The organism is Pseudomonas panipatensis, from assembly GCF_900099785.1.
GTDB lineage: Bacteria > Pseudomonadota > Gammaproteobacteria > Pseudomonadales > Pseudomonadaceae > Pseudomonas > Pseudomonas panipatensis.
In genome coordinates this window covers 1-14,089 of the sequence record NZ_FNDS01000015.1, presented here as the reverse complement: position 1 = coordinate 14,089, position 14,089 = coordinate 1, and the positions used below count along the sequence as shown (strand labels likewise).

The 14,089-nt window shown below is 64.1% G+C and carries 12 protein-coding genes and 1 rRNA gene; 3 read left to right on the top strand and 10 right to left on the bottom strand.

Annotated features, from left to right (window positions below):
• Positions 1–30: 30 nt before the first annotated feature.
• The 6 genes from rimI to BLQ74_RS24625 all read right to left on the bottom strand — a co-directional run bounded on the left by rimI (position 31) and on the right by BLQ74_RS24625 (position 4,955).
• Positions 31–483 (bottom strand): ribosomal protein S18-alanine N-acetyltransferase, encoded by a 453-nt coding sequence (rimI, locus tag BLQ74_RS24650; RefSeq protein WP_090267838.1) that lies wholly within the window; start codon positions 481–483, stop codon positions 31–33.
• Positions 480–1,268: an energy transducer TonB gene (locus BLQ74_RS24645; protein WP_090267836.1), complete on the bottom strand. Its 789-nt coding sequence runs from the start codon at positions 1,266–1,268 to the stop codon at positions 480–482. Before BLQ74_RS24645 ends, rimI begins: the two co-directional genes overlap by 4 nt.
• Before the next feature lie 106 nt (positions 1,269–1,374).
• Entirely contained in the window at positions 1,375–2,400 is a 1,026-nt protein-coding gene (locus tag BLQ74_RS24640; RefSeq protein WP_090267835.1) for a DUF6160 family protein, read from the bottom strand.
• A 44-nt stretch (positions 2,401–2,444) separates the two neighbouring features.
• Positions 2,445–2,996 carry a hypothetical protein gene (locus BLQ74_RS24635; RefSeq protein ID WP_090267833.1) on the bottom strand — a complete coding sequence of 184 codons (552 nt, stop codon included), beginning with the start codon at positions 2,994–2,996 and terminating at the stop codon, positions 2,445–2,447.
• A 17-nt stretch (positions 2,997–3,013) separates the two neighbouring features.
• Positions 3,014–3,988, bottom strand: coding sequence for a hypothetical protein (locus BLQ74_RS24630; RefSeq protein WP_090267950.1), 975 nt, complete (start codon positions 3,986–3,988; stop codon positions 3,014–3,016).
• A gap of 361 nt (positions 3,989–4,349) precedes the next feature.
• Complete coding sequence (locus BLQ74_RS24625; protein ID WP_090267831.1) at positions 4,350–4,955, bottom strand: hypothetical protein; 606 nt, start codon at positions 4,953–4,955, stop codon at positions 4,350–4,352.
• Between the two features lie 210 nt (positions 4,956–5,165).
• Between BLQ74_RS24625 and mksB the strand changes: the two genes are divergently transcribed.
• The 3 genes from mksB to mksF are packed head-to-tail and all read left to right on the top strand — an operon-like array spanning position 5,166 to position 9,983.
• Positions 5,166–6,431, top strand: a complete 1,266-nt coding sequence (mksB, locus tag BLQ74_RS24620) for an Mks condensin complex protein MksB (protein WP_090267829.1) — start codon at positions 5,166–5,168, stop codon at positions 6,429–6,431.
• Complete coding sequence (gene mksE, locus BLQ74_RS24615; protein WP_090267828.1) at positions 6,421–7,149, top strand: Mks condensin complex protein MksE; 729 nt, start codon at positions 6,421–6,423, stop codon at positions 7,147–7,149. The genes mksB and mksE overlap by 11 nt, the downstream gene beginning before the upstream one ends.
• Positions 7,146–9,983, top strand: a complete 2,838-nt coding sequence (gene mksF / locus BLQ74_RS24610) for an Mks condensin complex protein MksF (protein WP_090267826.1) — start codon at positions 7,146–7,148, stop codon at positions 9,981–9,983. Before mksE ends, mksF begins: the two co-directional genes overlap by 4 nt.
• An 81-nt stretch (positions 9,984–10,064) precedes the next feature.
• On the opposite strand, the gene BLQ74_RS24605 is transcribed toward mksF, so the two are convergent.
• The 4 genes from BLQ74_RS24605 to rrf all read right to left on the bottom strand — a co-directional run bounded on the left by BLQ74_RS24605 (position 10,065) and on the right by rrf (position 13,920).
• Entirely contained in the window at positions 10,065–12,371 is a 2,307-nt protein-coding gene (locus BLQ74_RS24605; RefSeq protein WP_090267824.1) for a PqiB family protein, read from the bottom strand.
• Positions 12,364–12,984, bottom strand: a complete 621-nt coding sequence (locus BLQ74_RS24600) for a paraquat-inducible protein A (RefSeq protein ID WP_090267822.1) — start codon at positions 12,982–12,984, stop codon at positions 12,364–12,366. The genes BLQ74_RS24605 and BLQ74_RS24600 overlap by 8 nt, the downstream gene beginning before the upstream one ends.
• Positions 12,971–13,627, bottom strand: coding sequence for a paraquat-inducible protein A (locus BLQ74_RS24595; RefSeq protein ID WP_090267821.1), 657 nt, complete (start codon positions 13,625–13,627; stop codon positions 12,971–12,973). Before BLQ74_RS24595 ends, BLQ74_RS24600 begins: the two co-directional genes overlap by 14 nt.
• A 177-nt stretch (positions 13,628–13,804) precedes the next feature.
• Positions 13,805–13,920, bottom strand: a 5S ribosomal RNA gene (rrf, locus tag BLQ74_RS24590).
• Between the last annotated feature and the right edge of the window lie 169 nt (positions 13,921–14,089).

Below are 14,089 nucleotides of genomic sequence, written 5' to 3'. Positions count from 1 at the left end.
GCGACAGCGGGCTATGGCCGTGGCGCCGGGTCAGTCCAGCAGGGTACAGGCCATGACCAGCGCATCCTCTCGCCCACCGACCGCGGGGTAGTAGCCGCGGCGGCGACCGATCTCGTTGAAGCCATAGCGCTCATAGAGCCGATAGGCCGGCTGATTGGAGGCGCGGACCTCCAGGAAACATTCGCGCGCGCCCAATTCGTTGGCGCGCGTCATCAGGTGTTCGAGCAGGCGCAGCCCCAGGCCGCGGCCCTGGCTTTCCGGCTTGACCGTGATGTTCAGCAGATGGGCCTCATCGAGGATGATCTGGATCACCCCATGGCCGACCTGCTGGCTGCCTTCGAACATCAGCCAGCAGTCGTAACTCTTCAGGCCGTCGGCAAAGATGCCGCGCGTCCAGGGATGGCTGAAAGCGGCGTATTCGATTTTCAGGACGGCATCGAGATCCGCCTCGGTCATACGGCGGAAGGAAACGGCATCGGTCATGCTTGGTTCTGGCTCATCCAGCGCTGGCGAACCCGGCGCATGGCGCGCCATAGCTCGGCTTTGCGTGCGGGTTCTTCGATCAGACGCTCCAGGCCGGGGATGGCCCAGGCCACGCCCAGTTCCTCTACCTGTAGTTCGCGGTAAAGGGATTCTTCGTCGCCCTCTCCGGCGAAACGCACGGCTGGCCGGCCGACCAGCCACAAGCAGGTGCACGGACCGCTCTCTTCCAGGCGCGCAGCAACGAAGCCCTGGACGAACTCGCGTGCCGCCTGCGGGCCCTGGTCCAGGCTTCCGCCCGCGAGCAGCGGCCAACGCACCGGCTCACCGATGAGTTGCGGGCTGTCCGGCAGGCCGGCGGCGCGCAGCAGGTCCTTCAGCAGCAGGTAGGCCGGGTCACGGCTGGCCAAGGGCTCGCCGGTCGGCAGCTCGACCAGCAGGGCGCAAGCGCCGGCACGCAGCAATTGCAGGGCGAAACGCGGCGGCGCTTCGACAGGTGCGCGGGGAGCGGGCGCCTGTGCCTCGGCTTCCGCCTCGGGCGCCGTGGCTCTGGCCTGGGCAGCCGGACGCGGCACGATCACGGGAATCGCTGGACGCGACGCCGTTGGCTGCGCTTGCTGGGGTGGGGCAGAGGGTGCAGCGCTGGCAGGCACTTCCGCCTCCGGCTGCTCGGGGGCTTGCAGCAGTTCAGGACGCGAAGGCGCGGCGAAGGGCAAGGCCACGCGTGGTAGCCAGGAGGCGACCTGCATGGCGCCGAGATAGGCGCGGCGGCGGGCTTCTTCGATCAACGGTCGTGTACCTGTAAGGCTCTTGCGGACGCGCGGAGCATCGCGACGAGGCGGGATTGTCGCGTGAAACGCGCCCGACGGAAAGGGCAGCCGGCGGGAGGAGCGCTCAGCAGCCCTTGTTCATGCCGACGCAGGTGTCCTGGCGCGGAATGCCGCCAAAGGCCTGGTTGAAGTCGATATTGATCGGCGAGACGAGGTTGCCGCTGGCGTCGCGATACTTCGGCATGTTCATGAAGGCGCCTTTCAGTGCGGTGACCATCGCCCCGGTATCCAAATCACGCCACTGCACATCCTGGCTCTGCAGGGAGATGAAGAAGCCCTTGGCCGCCCCGGCCATGCCGGCCTGGGACAGGTCGCCCACCGGCAGCGACTGGAATTGCCGGAGATTGAAGCAGGTGGTGATGCCGAGGATGGCGCAGCCCTGGGAGCGAACGATCGCCAGCGCCGCATCCGAGATCAACGGCACGCAGCCGCTGGTGCAGGTCAGGCCGTCGCCGTTCTTGATGCCGGCCATGGTTCCGCGCACCGGATCGGAGTTACCGCTACCGTCGACCAGGTTGGCGTCCGCCTCCAGGGTCGATGAGCGGTAGATACCACCGAGAAACAGAACGGTCTGCTGCAAGCCACTGGCATTGTTGTACACCGCATCCGCCGAGCCTTTGATATGCACCGGAACGTTGCCGGTCAGCGTCTGGATGTCGCCGGACAGTACCCCCTTGGCCTGGTTGAAGCCGATGCGCAGGCCCACCAGGCTGTTGCCGTTGTAGGCGAACTCGACATAGGGATCGACGATGGTGAAGGGATTGATCTGCCCGGTCTTGTTGTTCACCGTGCCCAGGGCGAAGTTGTTGATGGCGATGTCGGCGGTGTTGGCCGCCTCCCCGCTGCGGTTGTAGAGCCCGAGCTGCAGCTTGTTCATGTTCAACTGAGTCTGCACGGTGGCGCCTACGTTGAGCCTTGTGTAGTTGATCCCGGCATTGGCGTCGGTGGCCAGGTTGATGAAGGCCTGGCCGGTAACGTCCGACAATTGACTGTCGCTCAGCGCACGCAGTTCGGCGCGGGCCGCCCCGGCAAGGCCGAGCAGTAGCCCCAGGCTTGCGCAGATCAGCCAGGGCAAGCGTTTGGCGTTCATGAGCGCCCCTCTCTTGTTCTTCTCGTGGCTCACGGAAATCCCATTCATCGCGCCGGGACCTGGAACAGGTTCAGGTTGCCCTGCACATGCAGAACACCGTCGACCCGGGCGCTGATCAAGTCGGTCTGGCTCAGCCCGGTCGCGCTGCCGGATGCCTTGTTGGCCCCGGCCAGGGTCAGGCTGACGTTGTTGAAGTTGACGTCCTTCAGCCCGATTCGCAGGACCTGACGGTTGAAGGCTGCGCCGTCGCCGCCGAAACCGCTGCTGATGGTGACGACGTCCAGGGTGGTCTCATCGAAACTGAACGTTCCGCTGATGTTGTCCAGTATCAGGAAGTTATTGCCGCTGCCGGCCGGCTGGATCGCCAGGCGCGCGCCGCAACCGCCCGGGCAGCGGGTATTGGCGGTGTTGCGCTGCAGGGTCGCGGAGATGCTCAGGCTCAAACCGCTCTGCCCCACCACGCTGCCCAGATCGTCGTCCGCCAGGTTGCGCAACTCCGCCTGCAGCCCGGCAAGCGGCAGCAGGCTGGCGAACAGCGCCAGCAGCCCCTGGGCGCAGCGCCTGCGCACGCCGGACGTCGAGTCTGGTTGTCTCATCGTGCCGCCCTCCCCCATCAGAGACTGTGCGATGTCACCTTGAGGTAGTTGAAGCTCAACCCGGACAGCTCGCTGCGGCCGAGATTGACACCGCTGCCATCGGCAGGCGCCACGCCATAGCTGGGTCGGGTACCGCCGAAGTTGAGGTTGTCGATCACCAGGCTGGTGCGCGGCGCATTGGCATAGAAGTCCGCGGCATTGGCGCTGGTCAGCGCGGGCAGCTCCAGATTGAAGTTGCCATCGGAAGCCACCGAGAACAGCAACGGCTGCGACTTGCCGTACCCCAGGGCGACGCTGGCGTAGGCGTTGGTCAGGTAGACGCTGCGCGCGGCCATCTCCGCGGCGCTGCTGCAGTTGGTGGTTCCGGCAGCGCAGGACATGATGTCCAGTGTCTTGGCGTACAGATTCAGGCGCAGCTCGCCGACCAGTTGGCTGCGCGCACTGGAGCCCCAGAAGCGCAGGTAACTGCCATCCATCGCCAGCTCCTGGAAGTTCAGGTTGAGCACGTCGGTGCGGGTGGTGGTGCCGGAGGGTAGCGTGAAATCGAAGCGCGCCCCCAGGTCGAGCTTTTCGCTGGCCCGGCTCGAACAACCACTGCCAGCGCCGGCATAGCCGCTGATGCAAGGCTGGCCGGCGCTACCGCTGATCAGCGGCGGGAAGGCCAGTTCGAGCACGTCGGCATCGCTGGGCAGGGTGCTGACGGTGCGCCCATCGCTCAATTGGGTGGTCAGGACCGAGCCCTTGTACAGATTCAGCTTGAAGGGATAGGCCAGGCGGCCGATGGTCACCGGCGCGAGGGTGGCGCCCTTGTTGCTTCCGGTGGCCCCGAGATAGAGGTTCCTGACGGCGATGGAGACGCTCTTGCCGCTAGGGTCGGTGAGCCCGGTGATAGTGGTGGTGGCCTTGCTGCCGTCGACCATGGCGTTGTCGACCACAAAGCCGATGCCAGCACCCTGCACCTCGGCAAGCTGGTCGTCGTCCAGCGCCAGCATATCGGCCCGCACCCCATGGCTCAGGCACACGCCCAAGACCAGCGCCGCGCATCGCAAGCCCTGAGCCTGCAGGCCAGCGCTCCACTGCTGCCCCGACGTGAAGCTGTTCGCCATGCTCACCTCTTCTTCTTATCGTTCGACTTCAGTGCCGATACGGCCTGATGCCCACTATAGGAATTCGGAAGAGGCGGCGGGCCGACCCATAGTAGAGAAAAGCCTGCGGGGGCAATCCGCGCCGGGCCGACCGGACGGCGGCAGCGAGGCCCCTTGTTACTTTTTCATACAGGCCGCCGCCGAGGCTGGCGCTCATGCGCTCGGCGGACCCGCTGCAGAGCCATCCGCGCGAGCAGGATCGCGACCATCAGCCGTGACGGAACAGCCCGATCAGGTGTTCGGCGATGGCCCCCTTGATGGCATCCAGGTTGAGCCGCGACTGCGCCTGCAGCTTGGCGGTGTTCAGCCGATGCAGGTGAAGCGACGGCATGCGCGCCTCGTATTCGCGCAGGTCGCCCTTGACCAGAACAGGCAGGAAAGGCTCGTCACGCATGCGGTAACGGTTGATCAGCAGTTTCAGCCCATCCTGAAAAGGCAACTCGGCCGAGGCGACCAGGCGGTGCTCGCCCGGAATCTTCAGGTACAGGCCGCGATGGCCCATGGTCTCGCCCGGAAGAATGTGGATGCCGGTGGGTTCCACCGCGTCGGCCGGGATGTCATGGAAGGTATCGAACCAGGCCTGTTCGTTGGGCAGGATGGTGATGCCGCCTTCCTGGTTCTCGGGAATCACGAAGCTGTAGTTGCTGTAGAGCTTCTCCACGTATGAGGAGTAGATGCACAGGCGATTCTCGAAACGCTGCAGGAAAGCGATGGCCTCATTGCGGTCGGTAATGGCATCCAGATCCCAGTCGAGATCGTTCTGACGTTCCAGTTCGGCCCAGCGGGCCTTGGCAAGGGCGGCATCGTAAGTCATGGCGGCATATCGCGATGGGATGCAGCCTCCCTCGCAGAAAACATGCCAGAAATTTCATAGGCTTAGACGCCTTGCAAGGCGATTTGGAAGCCTCGCTCGACGCGTCGCGCGGCGCAAACTGCCGCGTTTCGTCACCCCTTCCGCCGAGGGCGAACCTTTGCAGTACAATCGCCCCCTTTATCCGTCCCTGGCACAACCTGCGGCTTCCCGATGATCGATCCCAGACGCGTACTGCGCGCCCTCGCCGAACACTGGGCCCTGCTCGAACCGCTTTGCGAGCGTTTCGACAGCGGCACCCTGAGCCTGTCGGAACTGCGCCTGCAATTGATAGCGCAACTGCCCGAAGGCACCCCGGCGGACATCACCACCTTGCTCGACCAGTGGATCCGCCTGGATATCCTGGTGCCGGTGGCCAAGAGCCCCAACCGCTTCGAGCTCAACGCCCAGATCCATGACTTCCTCGCCTACCTGCGCCATGAGCACCGCCTCGGTCTGTGCCTGGAAATCGAGGCCTACCTGCGCCACCTGGAACGCCTCGCCGGCTATATCCGCGACGCCTTCGAGGTGCGCGACGGCAACGACCTGGCCCGCCAGCTGCGCCTGCTCGACATGCGCGTACGCGACGTGCTGAAGAAGCTGGCCAATGACGAACAGGCACTGATCGCCGTGGCCGAGCGGGCCAAGACCAGTGACCGGCAGATTCCCCTGCGCCAGCGCTACGCCGAAGTCCTGGCGACCTGGGACGAGTACGTCGAGCCAATGATCCAACTGGTCTCCGCCGATGGCGCCTTCGAGCAAGGCGTGCGCCGTGTCGAGCAGGTACTGCTGCGCCTGCTCGGCGAACAGCAGCGCCTCGGCCAACTGGTGGATGACGACCAGTTGCTACGTACCCACGCACGCATCCTGGAAATGCAGACCACCGCCCAGCTCACCCTGCGCCGCGCCCGCGAACTGCTGCTGCCGCTGCGCGAAGAGGCGCGCCGGCACAATGCGATCACCCGTGGCGCCGCCCTGGCCCTGTCGGTGATCCGCCGCAAGGGCATCGACGCCGTGCCGCAGGCCGCGCTGCCGCTGTTCACCCGGCCGCAGAGCACCTTCCTCGGCAGCGCCTCGCAGGTGGAAAGCTATGTCTTCGCCCTGGCCCGCTTCGAGCCCAAGCCGGCGCACTTCCCCAAGGCCAGCGGCGCGCGCAAGGGCGATGGGCCGCAACGCGCGCCGCGCACCGCGCGCGAGATGCTCGATCGCTGCCAGGCCGCGCTGCCGCTGCCGGACCTGATGCGCTGGCTGCTCGAACAGGAACCGGAGGGCGCCACCGACGAGCTGCTCTACTGGTTCTCGCGCCTGTCGCGAGACGGCCGCTTCCAGCGCGAACGCCTCGAACGCCGCGACTACGAAACCGCCCAGCACAGCCTCAGCCTGTGCTCTTTCGCCCTGCTCTCCAGCAAGGACACTGCGAGCGAACCCCATGCAAATTAATCTTTCCGAACTGACCCAGCTCACGCCGATCTTCCGTGAGCTGTTCAAGGGCTTCCACGTCAGCCGCCGCGACCCGGAGCTGTACAGCCAGCTGTCCAACCAGCAGGACCAGTACCGCGCCCTGTTCCGCGCCCTGGGCTTCGAACTGGTCTGCGACACCCGCGGCTTCTACTACTTCGTTCCCGAGCAGATCGGCGCCCAGGTGAACAAGACCGCCCAGCGCCTGGCGCTGTTCACCTTCATCCTCGTCGAGCACCTTGCCGACCAGGGCCGCGACCCGCTCGCCGTACTCGACGGCGGCAGCCTCGGCCGCGATGAACTGCCCGCGCTGCTGGAAAAGTACCGCGACCTGTTCCTGCAGGCCGAAGTACAGACCCAGGAAGAACTCGAAGAAAAGGTCATGCGGCGCATGACCCAGCTCGGCTTCGCCGCCGAGGACAACGGCGTGTACCGTTTCCTGCCGCCGATCCACCGCTTCCTCGACGTCTGCCTGTCGGTGCAGCAGGACCGCGACCTGGCTGCCAGCCTGCACGCCAAGGACCTGGCCTTCGTCGCCCCGGTGCTGATCGAGGAGGACGAGGAGCCCATCGTCAGCCTCGAAGAATTCGCCGAGCCGGCTGTGCAGCCCGCCGCCGACGTCCTTGAAGCAGAAAGCGAGGAAGACGCCATCGCCCGCGCCATTGCCGAAGAACAAGCCGACATGGAGGCCCAGGCATGACCCAGGAACGCTACGGCATTCGCCGCTTCGCTTTGCTCAACACCGCCGGTTACAGCCTCGGCGTGTTCCCCCTGGAACAGCCGCTGTCGGTCTACGGCGCCAACAACCTGGGCAAGAGCGCCTCGATCAACGCCCTGCAGTTCCCGATCCTGGCGCGCATGTCGGACATGAGCTTCGGCAAGTACAGCCTGGAAGCCTCGCGCAAGTTCTACTTCGCCACCGACACCAGCTATATCCTCATCGAGCTGGAACTGCCCCACGGCCGCCATGTGATCGGCGTCGGCGGACGTGGTCCGGGCGGCGGCTTCGGCCACCAGTTCTTCGCCTACGAGGGCGAGCTGGACCTCGATCACTACCAGAAGAACGGCACCTGCCTGCGCCTGCGCGAACTCTACGCCAGCCTCGAACGCGCCGGCCTGAAGGCCTACGAGCTGAAACCCGATGAGCTGCGCCGACTGCTGGTCGGCGGCCACACGTCGGTGCCGCTGGACCTGACCCTGATCCCGCTGCGCTCGACCAGCGAGCAGAGCCTGAAGACCTTCCGCGCGCTGTTCATCAACCTGCTGCACATGCGCGAGATCACCGCGGCCAAGCTCAAGCAGCTGTTCCTCGATGCCTTCGAACACAGCCTGCGCTCGGGCAGCGTCGACTACATCGCCGCCTGCGAAGAAGCCTTCCGCGACGTGCGCCGCATGGAAGGCGACTACCAGGCCCTGGTCGCCGCCGGCCCGCTGGTCGAGGCCCTGGCCAACGGCGTCAGCCAGCGCGAGTTCCTGCGCGGCAAGATGCACCGCCTGTCGCCGTTGCTCGATAGCCTGCTCGGCACCTGGGAAGACTATGCCGGGGCGCGCAAAGAAGAGTTGGTGATCCAGGCCGAGCACTACCGCAACGAGCAGGATGGCCTGCAGAACGAACAGCGCGGCGGCACCGCCGAGCTGATGCGCCTGGAGCGCGAAATCAGCGAAATCCAGCGTTGGCTGGGGGAGTTGGCGGTGCTGAAGAACCGCTTCGCCCTGGTCGAGGACGCCAAGGTGCTGGAGCAGCAACTGCTCGCCGCCAAGGACGCCCACGACGAACTGGCCGGCGCCCTGGCCCATTCGCGGCAGTTCTCCAGCGAAGACCTCGACGAGCGCCTGCGCGACCTGGAAAAGCGCCTGAAGAACGTCCGTCAGCAGCTCGAACACGCCGACAACAACAGCTACGCGCGCCTGCGCGAGGAGTTCTCGCAGCAGGATGTGGAGCGCCTGATGCGCCTGTTCAACGGCGCCCTGTTCAGCCTGCCGCTCGGCGACAAGGGCGTCAGCCTGGACGAGGACGGCCAGTGGGTCGGCAGCGTCGAGAAAATCCTCGATGCCTTCAAGGGCGAGCGCTTCGAAGTGCCCGGCCTGAGCATCGACCTCTCGCACATCGAGCCGCCGGCGCTGCAGGCCCTGGCCGACCGTGCCGCCCTGCGCGACCAGAAGGAGCGCCTGGAGAAGGAGCTCAAGCAGCTCAAGACCCAGCAGGCGGTGGCCGCCGACCGCCACGCCAGCAAAGCCCAGGCCGACAAGCTGTACCAGGAAGTGCTGGACGCGCAAAAGGCCCTGGAAGACTTCCGCCGCAGCCAGACCCTCAGCGCCGAAGAACCGGCCAAGCTGGAAACCCTGGCGCAACTGGAAGCCACCCAGGACGAACTGAAGCGCTCGGCCGATGCCTTCACCGAGCGCGTCCAGCAGCTCTCCGCCAAGCTACAACTGGTGGGCCGGCAACTGGCCGACCTGGAAGCCAAGCAGCGCACCCTCGACGACGCCCTCCGTCGCCGTCAGTTGCTGCCCGCCGACCTGCCCTTCGGCACCCCCTTCATGGAGCCGGTGGACGACTCCCTGGACAACCTGCTGCCGCTGCTCAACGACTACCAGGACACCTGGCAGCAACTGCAGCGCATCGACGGCCAGATCGAAGCGCTGTACGCGCAGGTGCGCCTGAAGGGCGTGGCCAAGTTCGACAGCGAGGATGATCCGGAGCGGCGCCTGCACCTGCTGATCAATGCCTACGCACACCGCCAGGACGAAGCCCTGACCCTGGCCAAGGCGCGGCGCGCGGCGGTCACCGATATCGCCCGGACCCTGCGCAACATCCGCAGCGACTACGACAACCTGGAACACCAGCTCGCCCTGTTCAACCGCGAGATCAACAAGCGCCAGGTCTCCAACCTGCAGAGCTTCCGCATCGTCCTGGCGCCGAACAAGGACGCCCTGCGCCACATCGACCAGATCATCCACAGCGCCGGGCAATACGAGGAAGGCGAAAACCTCTCGGTGTTCGACCTGACCCAGAGCGCCGACCAGGATGCGAAGAACGAAGAGGCCAAGGACTACCTGTCGCGCCTGGTGGCGGCGAACAACAACCAGTTGGGCCTGAAGGACCTGTTCGAGCTGGCCTTCGAGATCACCAAGGTCGGCGGCCAGCCGATCGTCCATACGGACATCGACGGTGCGGCATCCAACGGCACCACCATGACCATCAAGGCGCTGACCAACATGTACCTGTTGCTGCACCTGATGGATCGCGAGCAGGCCGGCAAGATTCGTCTGCCGTACTACCTCGACGAGGCCGCGGACATCGACGAGCGCAACCAGGCCGCGTTGCTGGAGACCAGCCTGCAACTGGGCTTCGTGCCCATTCTGGCGAGCGTGAAACCGCAGGTATCGGCGCAGGTCGCGATCGACCTGGAAGGTGGCAGCGGTCCCAACGGCATCTACATCGACGAAGCCGACTGGAAGTTCATTCGCCGCCGCGAAACACTGGCGGGCGCCCAGGCCGCCGACGCCGAGGCGAGCGCCGAACCCGCCTGACGCGAAAAGGCCGCCGCCGGTGCGACACCGACGGCGGCCTGTTCACTTCCCCAGCGCAGCGGCGGCGCAGCGCCCGGCGCCTCAACGGAGCGCCGGAGCCTTGTCCAACGGGATCTTCGGCGCCCACTGCAGCCACTCATCGTTGGCTTCGTCGAAGAGCGCGAAGGTCTGTCCCGGCCGCGCCGGCTCGCCCATCTGCGCATTGTCCGGCGTGGCGAAGGCGACCCCGCCGGCGAGAATGGTCTCGACCGACTCGGTGCGTAGCTTCACGCCCTTGAACAAGCCGGCATCGACTCCCACGCCGCTGCTGTTCCAGAAACGGCTGCCACTGCGCACCAGGGGCGCGTAACGCGGCTCGATGAGGATGTGGATAAGAACCCGGTCGCCCTGCTCGCCCAACTCGAAGGAGGTCACGCTCCCGACCTGCACCTCGCGATAGGTCACCGGCACGCCGGGCTTCAGCGAACCGCGCCGGGCCGCGCTGAGGGTCAGGCGCAGACCTTCGGCATCCAGCAGGCGATTCGGTGCCTGCTCCAGCAGGTTGAAGGCGACTTGCGCCGGAGCGGGCTTGTCCGTCGGCAGCACCTCGATGTACTGGCCACTGACCAGGGTGCCGAGGTTCTCCGCCCCCGACAGACCGATCTGCGGTTTGACCACCCAGAAACGACTGCCCTGACGGGCGATACGCTCCTGCGCACGGGTGAGGCGGGCCTTCAGTTGCACGCCGGACAGATCCTTGTCCAAATCGATCTGCTCGATCCGGCCGACCTCCATGCCCTTGAAGCGAATCAGCGTACCTTCGCGCAGTCCCTCGGCGCTGCTCGCATGCAGAGACACCATGAGGCCCGCGGCCTTGGCATTTTCCTCACTGTCATACAGGGAGAAACGGCGCACCTTGGTCAGGGCCGCCGCCTTGGGGTCCGGGGTATCGAAAGCGATACCGCCGGAGATCAGTGTCTGCAGCGATTCGCTCTTGAACTTGATGCCGTTGAGATCGCCACTCAAGGTCACCCCGCTGACATTCCAGAAACGCGACGAAGTGTTCACCAGGTTGGCGTACTCGGGCTCTATATGCACACCGATCACCACGCGCTGGCGATCGCGCGACAACTGGTAACTCTGTACGGTACCGACCTGAAGCTGCCGGTAGAGGATGGGTGTGCCGACGTCCAGCGAGCCCAGCTTGTCGCTGGTCAGCACGATGTGCAGGCCAGGCGCATCGAGATTGAGTGGCGGCGCCTTCGGACGAATGCTGAACTCCCGCGTCGGCTCGCCGGCCTTGCCGAACCGCACGGCGATATAGTTGCCCTTCACCAACGCTTCCAGGCCGGTGATACCGGCCAGCGAAATGCTCGGCTTGACCATCCAGAACTCGGTCGAGCTATTGAGGAAATCCTCGGTGCGCGGGTCCATCGACAAGGTGGCGGTGGCGCCATTGAAGTCCTGGTCCATGTCGATGTTCTTGACCGTCCCGACCTGCACACCGTTGTAGACGACCGGAGTGCTGCCAGCACTGAGTCCGCTGACATCATGCACCTTGAGGTGCACGTTCAGGCCGGACTGGGCGGCATCGAAATCTTCATAAAGGCGGAAGGGCTTGCTCGGATCGGTTGGCGGGCTATCCGGGTAGTTTTCCGGCGTAGCGAAGGCGATCCCCCCCGCGGCGATACTGGCCAGGGATTCGGTGTGCAGCTTGAGGCCGGTCAGGTTACCGGACAGCGTGATGCCACTGGCATTCCAGAAGCGCGTGTTCTTGCGCACCAAGTCAGCGTAGGCCGGCTCGATATGAATCTTCACTTCGATGGTTTTCTGGTCATCGGCCAGTTGATAACTCTTCACCTGACCGACCTGGATCTGCCGGTAATAGATCGGGCTTCCCTGCTCGAGCGAACCCAGGCGCTCGGCCTTCAGTACCAGGTGCAGGCCCGGCAGACTGTCCGACAACGGTGGCGGCTCCTTCAACGCGACGAAGTCGTGATGAAGATCGCCCTTCACCGGGTCGACGGCGATGTAGTTGCCGGATACCAGGGTTTCCAATCCGGTCACCCCCGCCAGGGACACCCGCGGCTTGACCAGCCAGAAGCGTGTCTGCCTGCTCAGGTAGTCAGCACTTTCCTTGCGCATCTCGATGGTGGCATTGACGCTGAGATTGGGCCGGTTGACGTGCATGTCGATCACTTTACCGATGGCGATCCCTTTGAAGATCACCTCGGTCTTGTTCGGCTGGATCCCTTCGCCACTCTCGAACTGGATATGGATCACCACACCGGCCTGATCGTAGGCGCGCCAGGCCAACCATGCGCCGATCGCCAAGGCGATCAACGGCAGTATCCAGATTGCCGACCAGTTGGAGGTTTTGCGCGTCTTGGGCGTTGGGAGGTCACTCATCGTTGTTTTCCGCGTCCGTGTTATCCCAAATCAGTCGGGGATCGAAAGTCACTGCCGCCAACATGGTGAGCACCACCACGCTGGCAAATGCCGCCGCACCAAGATTCGCCTCGATGCTGGCCAGGTTGCCGAAATTCACCAGGGTCACCAGGATGGCGATGACGAAGATATCGAGCATCGACCAGCGTCCGATCCACTCGATGAAGCGGTACATGACGATGCGCTGGCGCGCCGATAGCGGTTGATGGCGCTGCACCGAGTAGAGCAACAGGGCAATGCCCACCAGCTTGAATGTCGGCACCAGAATGCTGGCGACGAACACCACCAGCGCAATAGGCACCATGTCCGCGTTGATCAGCTCGACCACGCCTTCCATGATGGTCGCGGGAGTACCGCTGCCAAGGAAGTTCACCGTCATGATCGGCAGCAGATTGGCCGGGATATACAGAATCGCCGCAGTGACCAGCAGAGCCCAGGTACGCGCTATGCTGTTCGGCCGGCGTGGGTGCAGATGCGAACCACAGCGGCGGCAATGTTGTGGCTCCTCATCCGTCATGCGATTGAGCTGATGACACTCGCCACACACCAGAATGCCGGCATCAATCGCGCGCATCGCCATCCTCCGTGGACAACTCATCCCAAACCTGGTGGCGAGACATGGTCACTTCCAGCAAGACCTGGGTGAACAGCAAGGCCACGAAGCAGGCAAGTCCGAGGCCCACATGCAACTCCGCCATGGCGATCAGTTTGACGATCGAAACCAGGATGCCCATCAAGTACACCTCGAGCATGCCCCACTCGCGCAGATGCTGATACGTCCGGTAAAGCAGCATGCCTTGCCGTTGCGCGATATTGAAACGCAGGCTGAGGAGCACCAAGAGCTGGCAGAGTAATTTCAGCAGCGGAATCACCATGCTGCAGAGAAAGACCAGGATGCCGACACCTTCCATGTTCGAGTTATACAAGCCCTGCACGCCGCTCCAGACCGTATCGACGCCGGTCTGACCGAGAATGGTGATGTCCATGATCGGCAAGAAGTTAGCCGGAACGTAGAGAAGCAACGCTGTCACCACCAGTGCCAGGGCCCGCCGGACCATGTCGCGGCGATGGACTTCCAGCTCATAGCCACATCGCGGACAGATCGACTTCAGCCCAGGCTCTACGTGTTCACGACGCATCAGGAGATCGCATTCATGGCAGGCGATCAGCTCTTCCAGCGGCAGATCCCGGAGCGCGCGACTGTCTATTTCGGTCATGAAAGGACTCAGGCAGATTTGCCGCTATTGTAGACGAGACAGCGGCTACAACGCGCCTTAGAGGAATTGCCTAGGGCATCTGCGCTTCTGCCTTGGTCCCGCCGGCATCTCGATCGACTTTTCCGCGCGCAAAAGCAAAACCCCTGGTCATTGCTGACCAGGGGTTTTGGGATAGGTGCTTGACGATGACCTACTCTCACATGGGGAAACCCCACACTACCATCGGCGATGCATCGTTTCACTACTGAGTTCGGGATGGGATCAGGTGGTTCCAACGCTCTATGGTCGTCAAGCAATTCTTTAGGATGCCCGTCTTTCAACGCTCATCCGAATTCGGGTATGTGATTCAGGTATTTGCGGTTCTTGCGAACTTTCGGTTCGTCGACTTCACCGTCTAACACCAAATTGTTTGGGTGTTATATGGTCAAGCCTCACGGGCAATTAGTATTGGTTAGCTCAACG